Source organism: Actinobaculum massiliense (assembly GCF_001457435.1).
Lineage (GTDB): Bacteria > Actinomycetota > Actinomycetes > Actinomycetales > Actinomycetaceae > Actinobaculum > Actinobaculum massiliense.
Genome location: NZ_LN881716.1, coordinates 321,334 through 343,076 on the forward strand (window position 1 = coordinate 321,334; position 21,743 = coordinate 343,076).

Sequence of the window (21,743 nt, forward strand, 5' to 3'; positions counted from 1 at the left end):
CGTATTTTTAGCCAGTGGGCGCCGGGAACTTTTTTGGTTCCCAGCGCCCACTGCTCTGCCATTTACCCGCGGTGATGTCGATGAGTTCTCCATGCTGGAAGAGTCGGCGTGGTCGACAAACGCTAAAACTTGACCGGTAGAACGTCCAGTGAGGTAAAGCGCGTTTAATAATGCGAAAAAGCGCCCGACTTGCTTTCAAAGGGCGACACAATCAACCGCCACTTGTTTCGATTATTTGACGGTCATAACGCTTATGGCAATACTAAACTTCATTACACGCTATATACGCACCCCGAATAAGAATATTTCAACCTATACAAGAGCTTATGCGATGTTTACACTGAAAAGAGGTGAAATGATGACACTCCCCGTGTCCCAATAATGCGAACCAAAGCATAACAAGCAAATAATTACGCCTCAATTCTCGCTAGACCATTCAAATACCGTCGCATCTAGCGCTACGGAGCGAAAATCCATCGAGCATCTCAAACCAAATGTAACGGATCTTTTTTCAGCGCTGGACACAACTACTACACAACTGCGCGCATTGCCCATCACCGAGGTAAATAACGGCAAGCTGGAGCGCCTTATCTCAGGCGTAACGTCCCGTTGCAACGCGCTGCAGGGAATCGAGATGTCCTGGCTGGGAGAAGCGGACGCGCGCTAAGGCTCGAAAAATCGCCGAAGAACGCAAACACGCTCGAGAAAAGGACGGGGAGCCGGATCCCGGCGGCGCTGAACTTTTCCCGCCCCGATTCACCAATCCCGTTATGTTCGCAAACCCGCAGGATTTGCTCGAGAATCATGGCGAATCGAGCCTCAGTGCACGCGGCGCCTTGGACAGGGCGCAAACCGCCGTCGACTTTCCCCAATTCGGCGAGGCGGACAAGAACGGGGAGATTCCCCCCCCCGATTCATTGACGTGCTAAAGACCCGGATCTCGAAGGTGCAACAATTACGAAATCACTAAGCCCTCACCCCGAGGAAGAAAACGCACTCCTCGGCCTCACTAAACAATCGATTACCCCGGAGGCCGTCGGAAAAGCGATGCGTGCCTAGGCGATAGAGACCATACCCGCGACCATGGAAAGGCACGCGGCTTGCGTAACCCCAGTCTCGAGTTTGAATTTCTTCGCGGCCAAATACGGGACAGGCTGGCGGATCAGCGGCAGTTTCGACGACATCGACGGCCACCACATCAACGCCTGGTCCAATTGCATTACGGACCGCAAAGCGAAGGATGACCGCCGCACGCTATCCCAGCGCCGCGCACGCGGGCACTCCGACCTTATCCAACTCCGCGCGCAGAACACCCGGCAGGGTAGCTTTTGGCCTGGTCGCCGGCGCCTCGACGGCCCACCGCCGAGTCGCACGCCTTACTTGGAAAGCTAAGAAGCGTGATCTGGGATGATCCCGCGGCCGAAGCTATGGCCGGGTATGAACCGACCATGCTTGGTCATGGCACGCCGCTACTACCCTCGCAACTTAGACACCTGTTGTGCGATTCGCGCATTATTCGAACTGTGTTCGCCGGAGCGAGCACCGTGCTCGACGCCGAACGGGCTAGCCAGCTCTATTCGGACGACCAAAAGAATGCGGTGCTCGCACGCGACGGCGGCTGCACCTTCCCCGGTTGCACCGACACTTACCAGACCTGCGACGTCCATCATGCGCAGGAGTGTGAGAGCTGCCATGGGAACACCGATCTAAATAACGCGGTCTGCCTCTGCTGGCGCCACCACCGCTACGTGCATACGAAGCACGTCCGAATCCACATCCACGAGAAAGGGATTCTTTTCGAAAACGACGAGCAGGGACTTATCGCGACGCATGTGTGACGGGGGTAGCGGCTAGCTGGGTTGGCGGCTAGCTTCAGCGCGGCCAACGCTGCTGGCGTCCGCCGCCTTAGGCGAATAGCGGGCCGGTATCCCGCGAGCGCTTGAGCTCGTAGAAGCCGGGGGTCTTGGCCAAAGCCACGCAGGCATCCCAGGCCTGCAAAGCCGCGTCTCCATGCGGGGCCGGGGAAAGGACCGGGCCAAAGAAAGCCGCACCATCGATGGCGATAATCGGCACACCCACCTCATTACCCACCAGCTTAAGGGCTTGCTCGGTGGACTCGCGCAGGGCGTCGTCCCACTCATCGGCGTCGTTACCGTAACCCTCACCTAGGCCCATTGCCTCAAGGACCTCGGCGGCTACCTCGATACCGAAAATGCGACCGCCCGGGTGTACAGCGTTGCCAAAGTTGGTATAGAACTCGTCAAGCTTTTCGTTGCCTTCTTGGTCGGCGATCTTCATGGCGATCTGCGCCACCGAACGGATCAGATCCCCACCGTGATGGGACTCCAGCCACTCGGTGTTGCCTTCATTGAGGATCGAAAGCGAAAACGGGTGCCAGCGCACCTCGAAATCGCGCGCCTCGGAAACTTCGGTCACCCACCGGGCGGTAATCCACGTCCACGGGCAAGCCGCATCGAACCAAAAATCAACTGTTGTGCTCATAGCCCTAGTTTTTCACACATCCACCGCCTGAAGCGCAAGTTATTTCCGAGTAGACTTCCGATGTATATTTTCGACCCGAAACTCGGGCCATTTTTTGCGGCATTTCCCGTAGCGGCTTCCTGCAAGCTTCGCGGCTCAGTACAGCCCTCCGCAGTGTGGCTAGCGCGTGTCTAGCGCATGACGGTTGCGCGGCTGTTGCGTAGCGTGGCTACGGCGTCGTCGTAAAAGATACTGCGAACAACGTAACGAAAGGACATCTATGCCGGGCACAAACTTGACCCGTGAAGAGGCGGCGGAGCGCGCGCAAGTCGTGGCGACCAACGCCTACCGCATCCACCTGGACCTCGCTACGGGGTCCGAGGAGACGTTCACGGCAATTACCGAAATCGACTTCGACGCGAAAGAGAGCGCCTCAACGTTCTTCGATCTGATCGCGCAGTCGGTGGAGAAGGTGACCCTCAACGGCACGGAGCTTGACCCGGCCGCCTACGCGGATTCGCGCTTCCCGCTTGAAGGCCTCGCCGAGCACAACACCCTGCGTGTGGAATCCACCCAGCTCTACTCGCACACCGGTGAGGGCCTGCATCGCTACGTGGACCCGGCCGACGGCGAGGTCTACCTCTACTCGCAGTTTGAGGTGGGCGATGCGCGGCGCGTGTACGCGAACTTCGAGCAGCCGGACTTGAAGGCAACTTTCGAGTTCACCATCGACGCGCCCGCCACCTGGACGGTGCTTTCCAACGCCAAAACCCCGCAGCCCGACCCGCTTGAGGGGCGCGACGGCGTCGCTCGTTGGGCCTTCCCGCCCTCCGAGCCGATTTCGACTTACATCACCGCGCTCGTCGCCGGCCCCTACGAGGGCGTACAGGGCGAGCCGTATATCTCTTCGGATGGCCGCGAGATCCCCTTCGGCGTTTACGCGCGCAAGTCACTGGCGCAGTACCTGGACGCGGACGATATTTTCGATACCACGCGCCGGGGCTTTGAATACTTCGAGGCCAACTACGGCCACCCCTACCCCTTCTCCAAGTACGACCAGGTCTTCGCCCCCGAATACAACGCGGGCGCGATGGAAAACGCGGGCCTGGTGACGATTGTGGAAACATACGTCTGGCGCACCCGCCCCACCGCCGCCATGGTAGACCGCCGCGCGATCACGATTTTGCACGAGCTGGCCCACATGTGGTTCGGCGACTTGGTCACCATGAAGTGGTGGGATGACCTGTGGCTCAACGAGTCCTTCGCGGAGTTCATGAGCCACCTGGCCGCCGCGAACAACACTCGCTGGACCGATGCGTGGACCACTTTCCTCGCCTCGGAGAAGACCTGGGCGATCAAGCAGGATCAGCTTCCGTCCACCCACCCCATCGCGGCGAATATTCGCGATTTGGAAGACGTTTTGGTGAACTTCGACGGCATCACCTACGGCAAGGGCGCGAGCGTGCTCAAGCAACTCGTGAACTACGTGGGTCTGGAGGAATTCCTGGCCGGCGTGCGTAGCTACATCGAGAAGAACAAGTGGGGTAACGCCACCCTCGGCGACCTGCTGGCCGAACTGGAGGTCTCCTCCGGGCGCGACCTGAGCTCCTGGACTAAGCTTTGGTTGCAGGAAGCCGGCGTCAATACGCTGACCGCGGACGTCACTTTCGAGGGTTGCGAGGTTGCCCGCTTCGAGCTGGTGCAGAGCAACGACGCGAACTCTTCGTTGCGCCCGCACCGCCTGACGGTCACCGCTTTCCAGCTCAACGACGGCACCTTCAAGCCAATTGCTCGCGCGGACGTGGACGTGGAGGGCGAGCGCACCCGCGTTCCCGAACTCGAGGGTAGCGAGCCCGATTTCATTCTCCTGAACGACGGCGACTGGGGCTACGCCAAGCTACGCTTTGACCCGCGCTCCTTCGCGGCCGGGGTCGATCACCTCGACGCCTTCGACGATGGCCTGCAGCGGGCGATCTTCGTGTTCTCTGCCTGGGATATGGTGCAGGACGGCGAACTCGATGCGCACGCTTACGCGGATATCGCGGTGACTGCTATTGAGGACGAGCCCAACGGCACCGTTTTGCGCTACCTGCTCAGCACGGTTTCCAGCGCGGTGGGAAGCTACTCTGATCCGGCAACGCGCGAGGAATTCGCCACCCGCGTGGCCGGCGAGCTTCTGGAGATTGGCTACGCGGCCAAGGCCGGTTCGGATTCGCAAAAGCAGATCCTCGACTCGGTGATCCCGCTGGTCACGAGCGCCGAGCAGCTCGATCAGATCGCCGGCTGGCTGGAAGGGACGAATGTTCCCGAAGGCTACGAGATCGACCAGGCCGTGCGCTGGGATATTCTCGCCGCGCTGGCGGCCGCCGGGCGCATTTCGCGCGCCGAGATCGACGCCGAATTTGAGCGCGACCAGTCCTCGTATGGCCAGATTGGTAAGGCCACCGCGGAAGGTGCGCTGGCAACCGAAGAAGATACCGAGGCGGCCTGGCAGGAAATCCTGCACCCACAGTCGAATACTCGCCAGCGCAACCTGGCGCTTGGTTTCCGCACCAAGAAGCCGGAGCTCCTGGTTCCCTACGTGGAAAAGTACTTCGCTGAGGCCGCTCGCATGTGGGAAGACAATTCCGTCGAAATTGCCTCCAATATGCTCGGCTACGCCTACCCCAGCAAGCTCGCTGGCCGCACTGACCTGGGAGTAGACCTCCTGGCCGCGGGCGAAAAGTGGATGGCTGAGGCAGAGGCGGCACCCGCCGCCAAGCGCCTCGTTTCCGAGGTGGTTGACCAGACCAGGCGCGCGGTGCGCAACCAGAAGGTAGACGCCCGGCGCGAGGCGTAAGGGCCCGTCGCCAGGCGCGAGGGCTTAAGCACAGCGGAAGGCCGGTGAGCAGGAGATCTGCTCACCGGCCTTCCGCTTTATCTAATTGAGCTTGGCGCTACTCGCCACGCGCGGCGCTACGCTCCGCCTTATATCGATCAAAGAGCGACAGCATGCGGGGGTTATCCGCCAGATCATCGATAAGCACCGGCTGCTCGGTGCCATCGGCGAGCGGGACCTTCCAGTTCGGGTATTCCTTATTCGTTCCGGGCTGGTTTTGCACCCGGCGCTCCCCAACGGCGTCGACCAGTGCGATCGACTGCAACTCACCGGGCGTGCGCGCCATGAAGGCGTGCATTGCTTCAATGATTTCGCGTTCGGTGGGCTCGGCGCCGTTGTCCTCCAGCAGGCCCTCGCTACGCAGGCACGCGCGCAGATGCTCCATCTCGCGTTCCCAGTCGGCGCGCACTTGCTCGGCCGGCTCGGTGAGAATGCCCAGCATATCGCGCAGATCCACGTGTTCGCCCGCGAGGTATCCGGCAAGCGGCGGCAGATCGTGGGTGTCCACGGTGACGAGGGTGTTCGCGCGATACTCGTGCGGAGCCCGGAAATCTTCGCCGTTCTTCTCGAAGAGCACCACCGAAGTGCCGAAAAGCCCGCGCTCCGCGAGGAAATCGCGCACCCACGGCTCCACGTTGCCCAGGTCTTCGCCGATAAGGAGGGCCCCGGCGCGCTGGGCCTCGAGCATCAGCACACCGATCATCGCCTCGTGGTTGTAGTAGACGTAGGTTCCCTCGGTGGGCTTCTCCCCCTCGGGAATCCACCACAGACGGAAGAATCCCATAACGTGATCCACTCGTAGACCGCCGGCATGGCGCAATACTGTGCGGGCCATGTTGCGGATGGGCGCGTAGTGCAGCTTCGAAAGCTCGGCCGGGTTGAATGGCGGCTGGCTCCAGTTCTGGCCCAGCTGGTTATACATATCCGGCGGGGCGCCCACCGTCACGCCGTGCGCAAAGGCCTCGGGCAAGCTCCACACGTCAGCGCCCTTCGGGTTCACGCCCACCGCCAGATCGTGCACAATTCCAATGCGCATACCTGAGCTAATTGATTCGCGCTGCGCCGCTGATAGTTGCTCGTCGAGTACCCACTGCATCCAAGCGTAGAAGTTCACGGAGTCAGAAAGCTCCTCCAGCGCCGCGAGCGCCTGGGAGGTGTCAGGGCTTTCGAGTCCCTCCGGGAAATCCTCACCGTACTTTTCGAACAGCGCGCACCAAAGAGCAAAGTTTTCCAGGCCCTTGCCCTCGCGCTCACGATATCGGTCAAATGCGCGCTGGCGGGCCGCGCTACGCGGCTCCTCGAAAATAACCTGCAGAGCACGCTTTTTGGCAATCCAGGAAGCGTCGCGATCAAGGAAGGAGTTATTCAGCGACTGCTTCTTCGCCGGCTCCCCGGCCCAGTTCAGAAGCGACCGGCGCCCCGAATCCATGTAGGCGACCTCGCGGATATCCTCCGGGCGAATGTACATCGGGTTGAAGAAGCGGCGAGATACCGGCAGATATGGCGAGGGCTCGAGCGGCGGCTCCGGCTGGGCCGCGTGGAGCGGATTGACCTGCACGAACTGAGCGCCCAGCGATCCAAAAAGCGAACCAAGTTCGGCCAGGTCGGCCAGATCGCCAATACCCCAGGATTCGCGAGAACGAACCGAGTAAAGCTGCGCCATCACGCCCCAGCCATCCACGCCGCGCTCGGCAGGTGACGGCATGCGCTGCGGAACCACAATGAGCATTCCGGAATGTTCCTCCGCCCGGTCTTCGCCCGGCGGACTCACGCGCGCGCGGAGCCGGTGGTAGCCGAGGGGAAGATCCTGCGGAATCACGAACGACGCCTGCCCGATGAGGCGCCCGTCCACGAGCTGCGGCAAAGTAAAGTCGTCGGTTTGGTTAACCGCGCGTACTTCCCCGTTTTCAAGTTCGACGTCGACGTCGACCCCCGCGCCGTGGGGCACATGCAACTGAATAACGGCTCCGGCACCCTCGCGAACCACGGTCGTGTCATCGAGAACCTGGCGCCACGGGCCGAGCTGGGCATCCGCGAGCGCCGACTGCGCTGCCTCTTCCGTCGAAGCATCGACGCCCATGGCCGCGAGGACACGGATCAAGGTGTCATCTTCGACCGTGATGTGCTCTCCACCGAAGCTCCAATACGCAGACGAGACGTGATATGCATCTGCGAGTCGGTTGAGAAGGTCCCGCGTTGGCTTCTCTGCCATGTGCCCTCCTGTTGAAATCGCGCGCGATTACGTGTGGTAACGCTAGCTAACAGAATATATGGTAGCGGCCCAAAGCAATAGCAAATTTTCACCTCTTTTCAGTGTGTTTTCATAAATGGCCGGCATTCGCCCGCGCTCGAGCTGGAGGGGCGCTGGCGCGCCGGAGCGCCAGCGCTGACGCTCCGCTGCTTGCCCGCGCGGCGAACATCTTGCTTTGAGGCGGTGGCTCCGCGCGCCGGGCGGTTAGCATAGAGCTACATGCTCGCGCGGTAGCGCGCAATCGCACGGAAAGGAACGAGCGTGGAGCGCATTGACATCCCGGAGACCGACACCGAACCTCTGGCGAGTATCTTGAATAATCTCCGGCTTGAGCGGACGGGAGAAAAGACTTACCGCGGAGTAAGCCTGGTCCAGCTGACCGGTCGCGTCTACGGCGGGCAAGTTTTGGGGCAGGCGACCGTAGCCGCTACGGACCACGTCAATAAGACGCTGGGCCTGGATCCGGACGTTCGGCTGGCTCATTCCATCACCGGCGCGTTTTTGCGGCCGGGCGATCTGCGCAAGCCCATCGATTTTCGGCTTGAGGACCTCAATGACGGTCGATCGTTCTCAACCCGAAACGTGGTGGCGCACCAGGGCGATGAAATCATTTTCTCCGCCCGAGTTTCCTTCCAGCTCCGCCAGCCTGGCCCTTCCTTCGGTGAGTCTCAGCCGGAGAACGTCACGCCGCCGGAAGACGTTCCCTCGTCGGTAGATTTCTTCGCCGCAATCGACAACGACTACGGCCACATTATGAGCTCCACCAACGCCTTAGACCTGCGGCACGTGGACGGAATGGTTTACATGAAGCCATCCGCGGAGCGCTCGCCACACCAGTATCTCTGGCTCCGCACGCGCTCGCCCATGCCGGAAAATTCCAGCCGCACCCTGCAGCGAGCGGTGCTGGGATATTCGGCAGATCAGTTCATGCTCGAACCGGCCCTGCGAGCCCTCGGGCTTTCCTGGATGTCGCCGATTTCTTCGATCGCTACCCTCGACCACTCCATCTGGTGGCACCGCAACTTCGACATTTCTGACTGGATTCTGGTCGATATGGAATGCCTCTCCGCGCAAAATGGCCGCGCGCTAGTGCAGGCACGCTTCTTCCAGGACCAAAAGCATGTGGCGACGATGATGCAAGAGGGAATGGTTCGCGTGCGTAAGGAAAGCGGGCATCGGCAAACCGTCGAGTAGGCGGCTAGCGCGCTCGCACGCTACGCGCGCCGCTCGCCGGCGCAAACTGCGCCGGGCAAAGCTTGGGGCCCGCCAAAGTTGACGGACCCCAGTAGCTAGTTATCGCGTGAGCTTGCGATGCGTTCCGGCTCCGGGAGCCAGCGCCGCCTCGCCCAGGCGTTCCACCTTATTCTTCTCGTAGCCCTGGAAGTTGCCCTCGAACCAGTACCACTGGGCCGGATCTTCGTCGGTGCCCTCCCACGCCAGAATGTGGGTGGCCACGCGGTCCAGGAACCAGCGGTCGTGCGTAATAACCACCGCGCAACCCGGGAACTGCAGAAGCGCATTTTCCAGGGATCCCAGGGTCTCCACGTCCAAATCGTTGGTCGGTTCGTCCAGCAGGAGCAGGTTTCCGCCCTGCTTGAGGGTCAGCGCCAGGTTGAGTCGGTTACGCTCGCCGCCCGAAAGCACTCCCGCCTTCTTCTGCTGGTCGGGCCCCTTGAACCCGAAGGCAGAAACGTAGGCGCGCGAGGGCATTTCAACTCCGCCGACCTGGATGTAATCGAGCCCGTCAGAGACGACCTCCCAGAGCGTCTTATCCGGATCAATGCCGGCCCGGTTCTGATCAACGTAGGAGATCTTGACGGTTTCGCCAATCTTGAGCTCTCCGCCGTCGAGCGGTTCGAGCCCCACAATCGTCTTGAACAGGGTCGTTTTTCCGACGCCGTTGGGGCCGATAATGCCGACGATGCCGTTGCGTGGAAGCGAGAAGGACAGGCCGTCGATGAGTTTGCGATCGCCGAATCCCTTCTGCAGATCCTTCGCCTCCAGCACCAGGGTGCCCATGCGGGGCCCCGGCGGAATCTGAATCTCTTCGAAATCAAGCTTGCGGGTGCGCTCAGCCTCCGCCGCCATTTCTTCGTAACGATCCAGACGCGCGCGAGACTTGGCCTGGCGCCCCTTGGCCGAGGACCGCACCCACTCGAGTTCGTCCTTCAGGCGCTTCTTGAGCTTGGCGTCCTTCTTACCCTGAACCTCCAGGCGTTCCTGCTTCTTTTCAAGGTAGGTGGAGTAGTTGCCCTCATAGGGGTAGAGCCGGCCGCGATCGACCTCAGCAATCCACTCGGAAAGATTGTCGAGGAAGTAGCGGTCGTGAGTTACGGCGATCACCGCGCCGGGGTAGGTCCGCAAATGCTTTTCCAACCAGTCCACCGACTCGGCGTCCAAATGGTTGGTCGGTTCGTCGAGCAGAAGCAGATCCGGTTCTTCAAGCAGAAGCCGGCACAGCGCCACGCGACGGCGTTCGCCACCGGATAGCACGCTTACCGGAGTATCGGCCGGCGGGCACCGCAAAGCCTCCATCGCCTGAGCAAGCTGCGAATCCAAATCCCACGCATTCGCCGCGTCAATTTCGGCCTGGAGCTTGCCCATCTCTTCCATCAGCGCCTCAAAATCGGCGTCGGGATCAGCCATTTGTTCACTGATGTCATTGAAGCGATGAATCTTGTCAATGATGTCCTGGCGGCCCAGCTGCACGTTTTCGAGGACGGTTTTGTCCTCATCGAGCGGCGGCTCCTGCTGCAAAATTCCCACGGTGTAGCCGGGCGAAAGGCGCGCTTCGCCATTGGACGGCTCGTCCAAGCCGGCCATAATCTTCAAAATGGTCGATTTTCCGGCCCCATTCGGACCCACCATGCCGATCTTCGCGCCCGGATAGAAAGCCATCGTGACGTCGTCGAGGATCACCTTGTCCCCCACGCGCTTGGAGGCATGGATCATCTGGTAAATAAATTCAGCCACGTTTCCTCAGCTCATGTCAGTCGTATTTTCCAAAATCCGCGATAATTAGGGATTTCGGCCCCGTAACAGCATACAGGGAGACGGCCTGAAAGTCGCTAGAAGCATCCGCGGCTGAACTCATGTCACACCTCCTGCGGCTCCTTTATTTCCCACATATCCGCCGCCGGTGCCCCGTCGTGTTGCTCCGCTTCCGCGGGGGCACCTTCCTCCTGCCCGACGGCGAACTGGGAATCCTCGGGCCCGGTTTCGCCTGCTCGTAGGCCGACGATCGAGTTGAGGGATCCGAGGTCTTCTTCCCCGCGGCGCACCTTCGCATAGCTGGCCGTCCCCAGCGAGAGCTCGACTCCCACCGAGTCAGCCACGATTACCAGGCGGGTGCGCGGAGTGGATTTCTCATCCTCACTCGCGGTCCATTCGCGCGTGGTGAGCCGACCTCGCACCAGCAGCGGGGTTCCCCGCCGGCACGAGTCCGCCATGTTCTTCCCCAGCACACCGCGAGCGCGCACCTCGTACCAAGTGGTGGCGCCGTCGCGATACTCCTGCTTTTCCCGATCCCAAAAGCTGGGCGTCACGCCTACCGACACTTGGGTCACGTCCGAAGACGTTTCATTCTTGAAAATAATTGGATCCGCACCCGCGAACCCCTTGATGGTTACATACGTTTCATTGGACACGGTTTTCTCCTCATCTCTAGCTCTTCGCTTTGTGGAGCGCTCACATATTTGTGAGTCACAGATTTGAGGATGCCGGGTTTTTGCGGCGCGCTTTGGCCACCGCGCGCAACCTGTGGATAGGAGCGACGCGAACCGATCTGTGGACACGCAGCCGCGCGCTCGCCGGCGCAGCCGGGCACTAGCCAGCCATGCCGGCGCCCAAAGCCTCGCGCACCTTACGGTAGGCCCCCAGGATTCGCTCCGTAGGCTCGGCGAATTCCTGGGTCACCACCTTGCGCAAGGCACCGCGAACGGTGTCGTCGTACCGCTGAGCACCGCGCCGAGCATTCCGGCGCGCGGACCACCACGCAACCGCGAAGAACGCGGCGCAGATAACCACTCCACCGGCAAGCCCGGCATACCAGGGGACGCGCAGAATTCCGGCGAGCGGCAAGCCCACGCCCGCGATCAACGCCACCACTCCGAGCGCCAAGAGCACAAAAGGTAGCGCGCGGCTCGGCTTCGTGATGGGAACAGCGCGTAGAGCGGTGCCGGCCGCGCGGCGAATGTGGTCCGCGGGCGGGATCTCCTCCGTCAGCGCTTCTTGCCAGCGCGCCGGCAGACCCGCTCGCGCGTAGGCAATCCACGACTCGCGTTCGGCTGTAATCATCGATAGGGCGGGTTGCTCCGGGCGCGCTACCGCTCGCTCGCGCGGATCGCTCAGCGCGGCCGTAATCGCCGGAATACCCGATGCGGAGTATAGGCTATTGGCCACTTCCGCGCGGTTTTCCTCGCTCACCTGCACCGGCGGCTCTTCGTAGCCCTTTGCCAATCGCGCTCGCACGGCTTCGAGCTCGGCCGCGGCGGTGCCAAGTGCGCTGTCTGTACGCTGAGAGGCGCGGCGCATTTCCGCCCAAATCTGCTCCAGCCCGACGCGCTTGAGCCCGGAGGTGGCGTACACAGGGACGCCACCCAAACCGTCTTCCGCAAGCAGGCGCTTCACATCTTCGACGACGTCGCCCACCCGTGCGGCCGGCAACGTATCTACCTGATTGAGCAGGACGATCATGCGATCCTGGCGGCTTTTCATCGCCGATATATAGGAGGCATGGATCAAATTATCGGCGTATTTTTGCGGGTCGAGAACCCAAATCAGCAGGTCAACGAGGGGGAGAACGCGGTTTACCTGAGCGGAATTCGAGGCCGCCACCGAATCGTGATCCGGTAAATCGAGTAGGACCAGGGAACTGATGCCGTGGTCATCGGGAGTGAGGATTGAGTCGTGAGTGATGGCGCGGCGCGGGTTCACACCCATCACCCGCAAAATCGATTCGGCCTCGGCGCTCCAAATGCAGGCGGTGATATCCATGCTCGTTGGCCGAATATCGCCGGTTTCGGAAAACTCCAAACCGGTGAGGGCGTTGAACATGGTGGATTTCCCGGAGCCGGTTCCGCCCGCGAGCGCGGCAACGGTGAGCCCCATCCCCGCATCGAGCCGCTCTTGCACGCTCGCCAATTCGCGGCGGGCGCGCTCGGAGGCGAAAGGATCGGCGCGATCGCCCGCGACCTCGATTGCTTCCCCGATCGCGCGCGCGAGGTCCGCTACCGGCGCGTGCTCGCCGGGCTCAGCCGCGCCGAATGCCTCAGCCGCGCGCTGTTCCTGCTCTTTTTCCCCCATGACTCTCCCCTATCTCCTGCTTTGCACTCGCCGCGAGACCGCCGCGCGGGCGCGGGCGCCAGCCGCCGCCAGACTGCTAAAACCTGCGCTTGAATTCTGCCGCGCGCAGCCGCAACTCCCGCCCGTTACCAATGCTTACCGTACCCAAGGCGGCGCAAAAACCTTCCACGACCTCGTCAATTGCCTCACCTAAAATCTGCGCCAGGCGCTCTCTACCGGTGCGCACCACTTGGCCCTCGGTTGCCTCATTTGTGAGCGCGACGGCGCCGCTCACGCCCCCGGCCGCCGCGCCAAACAGTGCGGCAGTCCCCTCGTCGCTAAACCAAGCGACGCCATGGCGGCGAGCCAGATCCCGCAGGGCCACGTCCCAACGGCCGAGGGCCGCCCGCGTCGTCGACTCAAAACTAATTCGCTGCTCGGCATCGGCAATAACTTGGGTGGTGTCCGCGACTCCGCCGCGCCAGGCCGAGGTGATGTCACTCGATGCCGAAATAAGTGCCCGGCTCAGCGCGGTGCGGATAGCCTTCACAATGCCCTGGTTTACTTCCGCTACCGCGACATCCCGCTGCGCGGTACGGCGCCGTTGCAAAAAACCGGGGGCGTTTTTTCCGGCCACGGGCGCCAGGGCTCCCCCGGCTGAGGCGTGGGAAATCCAGGCCGTGGTCGGCGCGCCCTGCCCAAAGCGGCCGTGACTCGCCAAAGAGACCAGCTGTTCGCGGGTGGCTCGCGCCGCTTCTTGAGCCGCTTCGCGCAGGGAATCGACCATCAGCGCCTGAGTTTCCACCGCCGCGGAAAGCTCCTCGAGCGTGTTTCCAATCTGCGGAAACATCGAAGCGTTCGAGCGGTCGACCAGTGCCTGGCCGTACCCCGCGCCCCCGATTGTGGTGAACAATTCGCGTAGCTCTTCGACGTAACTGGCGGACAGAATTCCCTCGTGCGGGCCAGCGTCTGCCACGGCCAGTAGCGGGGAATTTCCCAATCCCGCTTCTTCCAGGCGCCCTACCAGGTCAAGGCGAATATTCTCCAAAGCCTTTTCGCCAACACGATTAAGAACGACGGCGATGGTGGTTCCCCGCCGGCTTGCCTCAGTCAAAATATCCCAGGCAATAGAATCGCCGTAGCGCGCCGCCGTCGTCACAAAAATCCACAGGTCAGCCGCATCCAAAAGACGCCGCGATACCTCGCGATTATCCGCGTCAATGGAGTCCAAATCCGGCGCATCAATCACAATAGTTCCGCGCGGAACACCCTCGGTAACAACGACCTTTCCCATCTCCAACAGCGCGTGCTCACGCACGGCTGACTCATCGTCCGGGTGAACAGCGATTACCGGCGTGCGGGTGGTGGGACGTAGCACCGAGGCCTCGGACAGCTCCTCACCCAGCAAGGAATTAAACAGTGTTGACTTACCCGCACCCGACGAACCTCCGAAGACGATCACGGCCGGCGTTTCCCGCTGGCGCAGTTTCGGAAGCACGCGGGTGCGAAGCTGGGTCAGAAGCTGAACTCTTGCTTCGCTCATTTCGGCCGCGCCCGGCATAGCTAGCGGGAGCCGAGCGCCCTCGAGCGCCGAGATCGTCCTCTCCACTAATTTGGCGAACTCACGTTGGGTAATCACCCCTCTATTGTGGCGCAAATTGGTAGTTCTTGCGCGCGCCAGCAATTCTTTGGGTAGATTATTACCCGATCGTTCTCGGTGGCGTCCGTGGTTCACTCCATGCATTGCATTACTGACCACGCGCGGGCCACGGAGTAAGATTTACCCTCGTTGCCCTCGTAGCTCAGTGGATAGAGCACCGGACTTCTAATCCGTTGGTCGAAGGTTCGAATCCTTTCGAGGGCGCTTTTCGTAGCGCGCGGCAGGCCGGCGCTGGCGCGCCTGCCCCGCGTTGCTGACGGCACAATGCTCGCTGGCGTTACGGCACCAGCACCGTCCGACCCGCGATCTTTCCTTCGCGGAGGTCATCGAAAGCCTGAACGACGTCATCGAGCGGGTAATGAACGGTGTCTACCGTGATCTTTCCTTGCGCAGCAAGGGCTACCACCTGCCGCAGATCGGCCATGGTGCCGCCGTAGCCTTGATAGATTTCCACGCCCCACGGGAATTGCTTTTCGTTGCCGGCGATATAGTTGAAACGGCCCCCGCCCAGGCCAACGAAACGGATTGCACCGCCGTTGCGAATCACCTTGAGGGCCAGGTCGACCGTCGGTTGCACGCCCACGAAATCCAAATAGACGTCTACGCCCTTGCCCTGGGTGATCTCGAGAATCTTGTCCGCGGCCTGCGCATCGGATTTTATTGCGTAGTCAGCTCCATGCTCCGCGGCAAATTTGATCTTTTCGTCCGCAGTATCCAGCGCGATGATCGTCGCGCCCGTGGTGGCGGCAACGATTTGCAAGCCAATATGCCCCAGACCGCCCAAGCCAGAAATGGCCACGTAAGAATCAGCCGTCAGGCGGTGGCGAACCGTGTTGATCGCGTGCATTGGCGTGACGGCGGCGTCGGCCAGCGGCGCGGCATCGACGGGATCAATACCCCCAAGATGAACCAGGTGGTAGGCCTTCACCGCCATGTAATCAGCCATGGCGCCGTCGAACGCGATTCCGGGAGAACGCGGAGCCATGCGACCGCGCGGATAGGCGAACTCGCAGTAATTATCGCGCCCGCGCTGGCACTCGCAGCAGTGCCCGCAGCTGAGCACCAGGGCCACAACCGCCGCCTCACCCACTTCCCAGCCTTCGACCTCATCTCCGATTTTCTCGACGATTCCCGCGCCCTCGTGCCCGAGGGTGTAGCCGCTGCACGGACCCTCCCCCATGGCGATAATGTCAAAATCCGAACGGCACAGACCGGCGCCCCGAATTTTCAGCAGGATCTCATCGCCGGCAATCTCCGGCACCGGCTTTTCAACGAGTTCAACCTTGTCTTTTTCATAGAAAGTTACCGCGCGCAATGTGTCTCCATTCCGGTGCGACGTCGCACCTTCTTCGCCCGAGCTTCACCGGCCAAGCGTCGCTACGCCGGTTGACCCGAACTGCTAACGCCCGAACAGCTAAAGCCCGAGCTCACGCCTTTGTGATCTCGGACATATCCGTTATACCACGGTCGAACGGCCATAAACTAATGCCGTTCGCTTAATTAACCAGTTCCTTAGGAACTTCTTCGGCACTGGGCGGCTCGCCGGTAGCAGGCGCCCGCCGGCCAGGCCTATGCGTGCCAGCCCAAGCCGCGCCCGCCGGCTCGCCGGTCACGGGCACCAGTCGGCCAGCCAAACCAGTGTCGGAACCGCCGCGTACAATAGAACGCGTGAGTTACCACGATATGAGTACACCAATTGTTTGGATTGACTGCGAGATGACCGGCTTGGACCTCGAGCACGATGACATCGTCGAGATTTCGGTGGTCGTCACTGATTCGGAACTGAACCCGGTGGATGAGGGCATTGATATCGTTATCAAACCCAGCCAAGAGGGCCTCGATTCCATGAACGAGTTTGTGCGAAATATGCACACGAACTCGGGCCTTATCAACGAGTGGGATAATGGCGTCTCCATCGAGGAAGCCGAAGAGCAGGTGCTCGCCTACTTGGCGCCGCGCGTCGAAAAGGGCAAGGCGCCCCTCGGCGGCAATTCCGTGGGCACAGACAAGACCTTCCTGCAAAAGCAGATGCCACGCTTGGTCGATTATCTGCACTACCGCATTGTGGACGTATCCTCCATCAAGGAGCTCGCCAAGCGCTGGTATCCGCGGGTTTACTTCGCTTCGCCGGAAAAGTTTGGCAATCACCGCGCACTCGGCGATATTTACGATTCCATCGACGAATTGCGCTACTACCGCGGCGCGCTTATGCCAGGAGGTGAGGGCCCCTCGTCCGAGGACGCCCAGGCAATTGCCAAGCAGGTCGCGGGAATGACTCAAAAGCTTCTCGACGACGCCGCGTCGAGTGCTGGCGAGTAGCCGGCAAGCAGGAGCAACTTAGCGACCATGCGTGCATACGCGAGGCCGGCCCGGTAAATCCCGAGCCGGCCTCGATTAGCTTCAGCACAAGTCAGCTAGCTTCAGCTGGCGCCAGCGCTAAACCACTTGCCTACGCTGAACTACCCGCTCACTCCAGAGTTTGAATGCCAGCAATCGCCGGCCGCTCGGCCATGCGCGAGGTGGCGCAGTGGCCGGCGGGGCACACGTCAAAACCGGGAGCAAAATCCGTCAGGTGCGGGCGCTCAGACACATCGGTGCCATTAATGCGCTCCTCAATGAGGTCCGCCAAAAGGGCTACGAAGGTCGGATGCGTACCGGGCGTGGCTACGCGGATGAATTCCAGGCCGCGCTCTTGGGCGGTTTCTTGCGCTTCCACGTCGAGGTCCCAGTAGACCTCCATGTGGTCGGAGATAAATCCGACCGGCACCACGATCACCCCGCGCTTGCCCTCAAGCTCGTTGATAACGTCGTTCACGTCAGGGTCGAGCCACGGAACGTGCGGCGGCCCAGAACGCGACTGGTAGACCAGTTGCCAGTGCAGCTTCGCTTCCAGCTCCTGCTCCGCTCGCTTGAGCACCTCGCGAATAACCGCCAGGTGCTGATCCACGTAAAGGCCCTGCTCGCCGCTATATTCCGTCCCGCCGGCCCCGGCATTATCCGAGAGCGGGATGGAGTGAGTGGAGAAGAGCACTTCGAGCACCTCACCTTCCACACCCCGTTCCCACATCTCGCGAACAGCGTTTACCAAGCCCTCAACAAAGGGCAGGATGAAGCCTTCGCGATTGAAGAACGCCCCAACTTTATCGACCGTCACCTCGCCGAAAAGCTCGGTTGCCTCAAGCGCATCGGCGTAGTCTTCCCGGTACTGCCGGCAGGAGGAATAACCGGAGTAAGCGGAGGTAGGCAAGGCTAAAATCGTCCGCTTGCCCTCGCGGTAAGCCTGCCCGAGGGCATCGGTAATATAAGGCGCCCAGTTCCGATTGCCCAGGTAAACCGGGATATTGTGCCCGCGCGAAGTCAACTCATTTTCGAGGGCCACGCGCAGGTCACGATTACAGACGTTGAGCGGCGAAACCCCGCCGTTGGTGCGGTAGTGAACCGCAACCGCCTCCAGGCGCGAAACCGGGATGCCGCGCCCGCCGGTCACATTCTGCAGGAAGGGAATAACGTCCGCCTGGCCCTGCGGCCCGCCGAAGGAGGAGAGGATAACGGCGTCGTACGGCGTCGGGTCACTCACCCAACGCCCACCCGGAGCATTTGCCCGGGAAGCCGCGGCGACTCTCTCTCCTTCGCGAAGCGGTGCGTGCGTTGCTGGCGCCGGCTTTCGGGACTGAATCTGGGCCGCCTGAGCATCGGTGCGATCCGCACCGTCGATGCTGTAGTTGCGAGTATCTATATGTTCTTCGATATTCAAGCTCATAAATCTACCTACCGGGCGTCCGGCGCATACCCGAGCACCACCGGCAACTCAGCCAGATCCTGCAAACGCCGCCCGTAGAAGAACGGGGTTTCGTGACGCACGTGGAGGCGCGCCTCCGTGTAGCGCATGGCGCGGAGCAGATCCACTAGCTCAGTGGAGTCATCGGATTCGAAGGCGAGAATCCACTCGTAATCGGACATGCCGAAGGCGTGCATGGTCTGGGTGGCAACGCCGGCGTAGAGATTGCCGACCTGCCCGTGCTCGCGCATGATCCGACCGTGCTCACGCGGCTCCATGAGGTACCACTCGTAGGTACGTACAAACGGGTAAATGACTACCCAGTTGCGCGCCGGCTCACCGACAGTAAATGCAGGCTTGTGGATTCGCTCAGCTTCGACGTCGTTATAGACCCCGGGAACCTGCCACACCGCTTCCAGATCGCGGAAAATCCGGGTGGCGCGAAGGCGGCGCATAAAGGTTTGCAGATCCTCCAGCTTGCGCCCGTGGGCAAAGACGATTACGTCCGCGTCCGCGCGCAGGTTATTTGCGTCGTAAATTCCGCGGACGGTGGCGAGGTCCTTTTCCGCTTCAATTGTTTCTTTCAGCTCGTTAATCGCTCCGACGACGTCGTCGATGGCTTCCGTTCCAGCCGGGCGGCGGAAAACCGAGTAGAGAGCAAAAACTTGATTGCGCTCGGACTCGGGGGTACCACTCCAGAGCGGCTGGGCCGCAGTACGTACTTCACTCATGCTTCGCACCCTAGCTGTCGCTAAAAGAAAATGTGGCAAAAACCCACCTTTATCTTCGGGACTTAAGTCTCGAAGGGTAGTTTATCGCTTGATTACGCGGTTTTTAATTTCGCCACTCTATTCTTGCGAAAATACCCGCCCGGGCGTTTTTTCGGAAAGCGACCGCCGAGGGTGTCGCTAAGTTCCGCCGGAATCCGCTACGCGCTGGCTTCGGCCTTCCCCTACGCGCCGGCTCCCGCCTGCCCGGTGGGGGTATAGATCCGCACGCGATCTTTCACCCCGGCAAACCGGAACGGGCCCTTGGTTTCGGCCGGAGTTTCGTAATCCTCCGAATCCTTGCGCACTGCCGCGTGCAGAGCGCGATAAAGCGGGAAGCTCAGCGAAACACGCGCGCCGAGCATTGCCTCCACCGCGAGCCGATCGGCGCCGGTTTCGCGTAGGCGATCCCGGTACCCGGCAACCGGCGAGCCCACAAAGAACTCTGCCACCGCGCCCGAACCGTAGCTAAACAACCCCAAGCGCTGCCCGGTGAGATCCTCTTCCTCATTAGCGAGCAGCGAAGAAAGCCCAATATAAAGTGCCGCGGTATAGGTATTGCCAATGTCACGCCCGTAGAGGAGGCCGGCCTCAATTACTTCATCCCCGCGCGTATCCCCGGCGTGCTCCATTAGGCGCCGGTGGGCCTTGCGCGCCATCTTCCCGAACGGCTGGTGATGCACAAACCGCGCCAGGTCGGTGGTCGCTGTGCCGGTGCGCGCCGCGTAATCGTCCCATGCCCCCACCAGCGCGTCCATATACGCGTCCATTGAGAGATGCCCCAGCACGTACGGCGTCGTCGAATCATTGGGGCGCCAAAAATCGTTGATATCGCGCGTATAGACGCCGCTGGTCGGTTCAATTTCCAGGAGCCGCGGATTTGCGCTCACCATCATCGCCACCGCGCCGGCGCCCTGGGTCGGTTCACCAGAAGAGTCGACGGCGTACCTCGCCACGTCCGCGGCGACGACGATCACCCGTTCCTCGGGATTGCGGGCAACCAGAGCGAGGGCCGCCTGGAGAGCCGCCGTTCCGCCGTAGCAGGCTTCTTTGAATTCCACCGTGCGGATATTTTGCGGCAAATCGAGAAGCGAATGCAGATAAACCCCCGCGGATTTGGACTGGTCCACCGATGATTCGGTGGCAAAGAACAGTGAACGCACGCCCTCGGTTCCGGTGGCGGGCAAGAGTTTGCTCAGCGCGTCCGCCCCCAAGCTCACCGCGTCTTCATCCGGCGCGGGAACCGACATATGAACTTGCCCGAGTCCCACGTGGTATTTGCCCACCGGCACGTCGGTGGCCTGCGCGAGCTCTACCAGCGGCAGTTCAAAATGCGTGGTGGCAATCGCAATTGCGTCAATCCCCACCGGAATCTGTGTGTTACTCATCGTTCTCCTGCAAATCTCTTTGGCTCTAGCTTTCAGTGCGCCGGCCTATCCGGCGGGTAGCCTACCCCGCATTGGGCGCGTCTGGTGATTGAGGCGCGACGCCGCTGGCGGGCGCCTGCTCGGCTAGGCCGCTGGCATCGGCCGGCTTGGCTACGTTACTGGCGCCCGCCGGCTTGGCCGCGCCGTGGCGCTCGAAGCGGCGGTGCGCATTCATCAGCTCGCCGGGGCGCGTCTGTGCCGCCAAAAGCGAGAGCTCGCCGCAAAGCACAACCGCCGCGATAATCCCCGCGAGCTTGCGGGAATTAACACCCGGCTGCGCGTCGGGCTCAAATCCCATTCGCCGCATGGTTTGCTCAATTTCCGGCAAATCTTTGCCGTTGCCAACCGTTCCCACAATCAAGTTAGGTAGCGTGACCGAGAAATACAGACCTCCCTCGCGCTGCTCGGCGTGAGTAAAGCCCTGGGAGCCTTCGACGATATTGGCCGCGTCCTGACCCGTAGCGAGATAAACAGCCAGCAGCATATTTGCGAAATGTGCATTAGCTGAGCGCAGGGAGCCAGCAAGCGTCGATCCCACCCAATTTTTGCGGTAGTTCAGCTCCGCAATTGCCTCGGCGGTGGTGTGCAGACGCTTAGTGATGACCTCGTCCGGGATGAAAATATCGGCGACCACGCGCTTTCCGCGCCCCAAAATACCGTTGACCGCCGACGCCTTCTTATCAATGCAGTAGTTGCCAGAAATTGAGCCGTATCGAATTGGCAGGCCCCACCCCAGCACCGCGTCCATAACGGCTTCCGAAGCCTGGGTTGCCATATTGTGCCCTGAGGCGTCCCCAGTGGCGTATTCAAAGCGCACAAACAGCAGGTTGCCCACTACTTCCGGGTGTATTCCTAGCAGCCTGGCAAAACGGGACTGCCCGGCCACCACGCGTTCCAGCTCTGACCGGCGGGCAATGATTTCCTCGCTGGCAGCGAGCGCGGCTACGGCGTCGTCGGAAACAAAAAGAACCGATCGCGACATCCGTTCGTCCGCCACGCTCACGCGAATCCCACCCGGGCTCATGCGCGACACGTCCGCGCCGCGGTTACAGCTGGGCCACAGCGGCGATTCGTAGGTGGCGAGGGGAACGTCGACGTCGGTTTGCTCGCCGGCGGCGGAAATCCGAATTGGCCCGATCCATTTGGTGGGAATGGGAGTGATGGAATCGGGCGCGGCGCGGCCGGTGGAATCCTTAGTTTGCGACATAGCTAAATCTT

At 61.3% G+C, this 21,743-nt stretch carries 16 protein-coding genes and 1 tRNA gene; 5 read left to right on the forward strand and 12 right to left on the reverse strand.

Going from position 1 to position 21,743, the window contains the following annotated elements; genetic code table 11:
- Window positions 1-1,055 precede the first annotated feature (1,055 nt).
- Window positions 1,056-1,184, reverse strand: coding sequence for a hypothetical protein (locus BN2664_RS09420; protein ID WP_269431461.1), 129 nt, complete (start codon window positions 1,182-1,184; stop codon window positions 1,056-1,058).
- Window positions 1,185-1,397: 213 nt separating this feature from the next.
- Here BN2664_RS09420 and BN2664_RS01675 point away from each other — a divergent pair, with 213 nt between their 5' ends.
- Window positions 1,398-1,838, forward strand: a complete 441-nt coding sequence (locus tag BN2664_RS01675; protein WP_007000490.1) for an HNH endonuclease signature motif containing protein — start codon at window positions 1,398-1,400, stop codon at window positions 1,836-1,838.
- A 67-nt stretch (window positions 1,839-1,905) separates the two neighbouring features.
- Here BN2664_RS01675 and BN2664_RS01680 read toward each other — a convergent pair whose 3' ends face one another.
- A complete protein-coding gene (locus BN2664_RS01680) occupies window positions 1,906-2,502 on the reverse strand; it encodes a mycothiol-dependent nitroreductase Rv2466c family protein (RefSeq protein ID WP_007000491.1) in 597 nt (198 codons plus the stop codon).
- Between the two features lie 259 nt (window positions 2,503-2,761).
- Between BN2664_RS01680 and pepN the strand changes: the two genes are divergently transcribed.
- Entirely contained in the window at window positions 2,762-5,320 is a 2,559-nt protein-coding gene (gene pepN, locus BN2664_RS01685; RefSeq protein ID WP_058120596.1) for an aminopeptidase N, read from the forward strand.
- Window positions 5,321-5,417: 97 nt separating this feature from the next.
- Here the strand turns inward: pepN and malQ are convergent, their stop codons facing one another.
- Entirely contained in the window at window positions 5,418-7,571 is a 2,154-nt protein-coding gene (gene malQ, locus BN2664_RS01690; protein WP_007000493.1) for a 4-alpha-glucanotransferase, read from the reverse strand.
- 300 nt (window positions 7,572-7,871) lie between these two features.
- On the opposite strand from malQ, the gene BN2664_RS01695 reads away from it, so the two are divergent.
- Window positions 7,872-8,804 carry an acyl-CoA thioesterase gene (locus BN2664_RS01695; protein ID WP_007000494.1) on the forward strand — a complete coding sequence of 311 codons (933 nt, stop codon included), beginning with the start codon at window positions 7,872-7,874 and terminating at the stop codon, window positions 8,802-8,804.
- 99 nt (window positions 8,805-8,903) lie between these two features.
- On the opposite strand, the gene ettA is transcribed toward BN2664_RS01695, so the two are convergent.
- From ettA to BN2664_RS01715, 4 genes are all read right to left on the reverse strand, one after another.
- Window positions 8,904-10,583: an energy-dependent translational throttle protein EttA gene (ettA, locus tag BN2664_RS01700; protein ID WP_007000495.1), complete on the reverse strand. Its 1,680-nt coding sequence runs from the start codon at window positions 10,581-10,583 to the stop codon at window positions 8,904-8,906.
- 122 nt (window positions 10,584-10,705) lie between these two features.
- Entirely contained in the window at window positions 10,706-11,257 is a 552-nt protein-coding gene (locus tag BN2664_RS01705; protein WP_007000497.1) for a single-stranded DNA-binding protein, read from the reverse strand.
- Window positions 11,258-11,435: 178 nt separating this feature from the next.
- Complete coding sequence (locus BN2664_RS01710) at window positions 11,436-12,914, reverse strand: GTPase (RefSeq protein ID WP_007000498.1); 1,479 nt, start codon at window positions 12,912-12,914, stop codon at window positions 11,436-11,438.
- A gap of 76 nt (window positions 12,915-12,990) precedes the next feature.
- The gene (locus tag BN2664_RS01715) at window positions 12,991-14,532 is read right to left on the reverse strand and encodes a GTPase domain-containing protein (RefSeq protein ID WP_058120597.1); all 1,542 of its coding nucleotides are present in this window, start codon (window positions 14,530-14,532) and stop codon (window positions 12,991-12,993) included.
- A gap of 152 nt (window positions 14,533-14,684) precedes the next feature.
- Between BN2664_RS01715 and BN2664_RS01720 the strand changes: the two genes are divergently transcribed.
- Window positions 14,685-14,757 (forward strand) — tRNA-Arg (locus BN2664_RS01720).
- Between the two features lie 73 nt (window positions 14,758-14,830).
- Here the strand turns inward: BN2664_RS01720 and BN2664_RS01725 are convergent.
- Entirely contained in the window at window positions 14,831-15,868 is a 1,038-nt protein-coding gene (locus BN2664_RS01725; protein ID WP_007000500.1) for an alcohol dehydrogenase catalytic domain-containing protein, read from the reverse strand.
- Between the two features lie 368 nt (window positions 15,869-16,236).
- On the opposite strand from BN2664_RS01725, the gene orn reads away from it, so the two are divergent.
- Entirely contained in the window at window positions 16,237-16,872 is a 636-nt protein-coding gene (gene orn / locus BN2664_RS01730) for an oligoribonuclease (protein WP_007000501.1), read from the forward strand.
- Window positions 16,873-17,020: 148 nt separating this feature from the next.
- Here the strand turns inward: orn and BN2664_RS01735 are convergent, their stop codons facing one another.
- The 4 genes from BN2664_RS01735 to BN2664_RS01750 all read right to left on the reverse strand — a co-directional run bounded on the left by BN2664_RS01735 (window position 17,021) and on the right by BN2664_RS01750 (window position 21,732).
- Complete coding sequence (locus tag BN2664_RS01735; RefSeq protein ID WP_007000502.1) at window positions 17,021-18,313, reverse strand: ferrochelatase; 1,293 nt, start codon at window positions 18,311-18,313, stop codon at window positions 17,021-17,023.
- A gap of 8 nt (window positions 18,314-18,321) precedes the next feature.
- On the reverse strand, window positions 18,322-19,062 hold the full coding sequence (gene hemQ / locus BN2664_RS01740) for a hydrogen peroxide-dependent heme synthase (protein ID WP_007000503.1): 741 nt from the start codon (window positions 19,060-19,062) through the stop codon (window positions 18,322-18,324).
- Window positions 19,063-19,283: 221 nt separating this feature from the next.
- Entirely contained in the window at window positions 19,284-20,486 is a 1,203-nt protein-coding gene (locus BN2664_RS01745) for a hydroxymethylglutaryl-CoA synthase (protein ID WP_007000504.1), read from the reverse strand.
- 61 nt (window positions 20,487-20,547) lie between these two features.
- Window positions 20,548-21,732, reverse strand: a complete 1,185-nt coding sequence (locus tag BN2664_RS01750) for a hydroxymethylglutaryl-CoA reductase (NADPH) (RefSeq protein WP_007000505.1) — start codon at window positions 21,730-21,732, stop codon at window positions 20,548-20,550.
- Window positions 21,733-21,743: the final 11 nt, after the last annotated feature.

Coding starts and splice junctions, on each gene's coding strand:
- BN2664_RS09420 (WP_269431461.1), bottom strand. CDS start 1,184: ATGTCGTCGAAACTGCCGCTGATCCGCCAGCCTGTCCCGTATTTGGCC.
- BN2664_RS01680 (WP_007000491.1), bottom strand. CDS start 2,502: ATGAGCACAACAGTTGATTTTTGGTTCGATGCGGCTTGCCCGTGGACG.
- pepN (WP_058120596.1), top strand. CDS start 2,762: ATGCCGGGCACAAACTTGACCCGTGAAGAGGCGGCGGAGCGCGCGCAA.
- malQ (WP_007000493.1), bottom strand. CDS start 7,571: ATGGCAGAGAAGCCAACGCGGGACCTTCTCAACCGACTCGCAGATGCA.
- BN2664_RS01710 (WP_007000498.1), bottom strand. CDS start 12,914: ATGGGGGAAAAAGAGCAGGAACAGCGCGCGGCTGAGGCATTCGGCGCG.
- orn (WP_007000501.1), top strand. CDS start 16,237: ATGAGTACACCAATTGTTTGGATTGACTGCGAGATGACCGGCTTGGAC.
- BN2664_RS01735 (WP_007000502.1), bottom strand. CDS start 18,313: ATGAGCTTGAATATCGAAGAACATATAGATACTCGCAACTACAGCATC.
- hemQ (WP_007000503.1), bottom strand. CDS start 19,062: ATGAGTGAAGTACGTACTGCGGCCCAGCCGCTCTGGAGTGGTACCCCC.
- BN2664_RS01745 (WP_007000504.1), bottom strand. CDS start 20,486: ATGAGTAACACACAGATTCCGGTGGGGATTGACGCAATTGCGATTGCC.
- BN2664_RS01750 (WP_007000505.1), bottom strand. CDS start 21,732: ATGTCGCAAACTAAGGATTCCACCGGCCGCGCCGCGCCCGATTCCATC.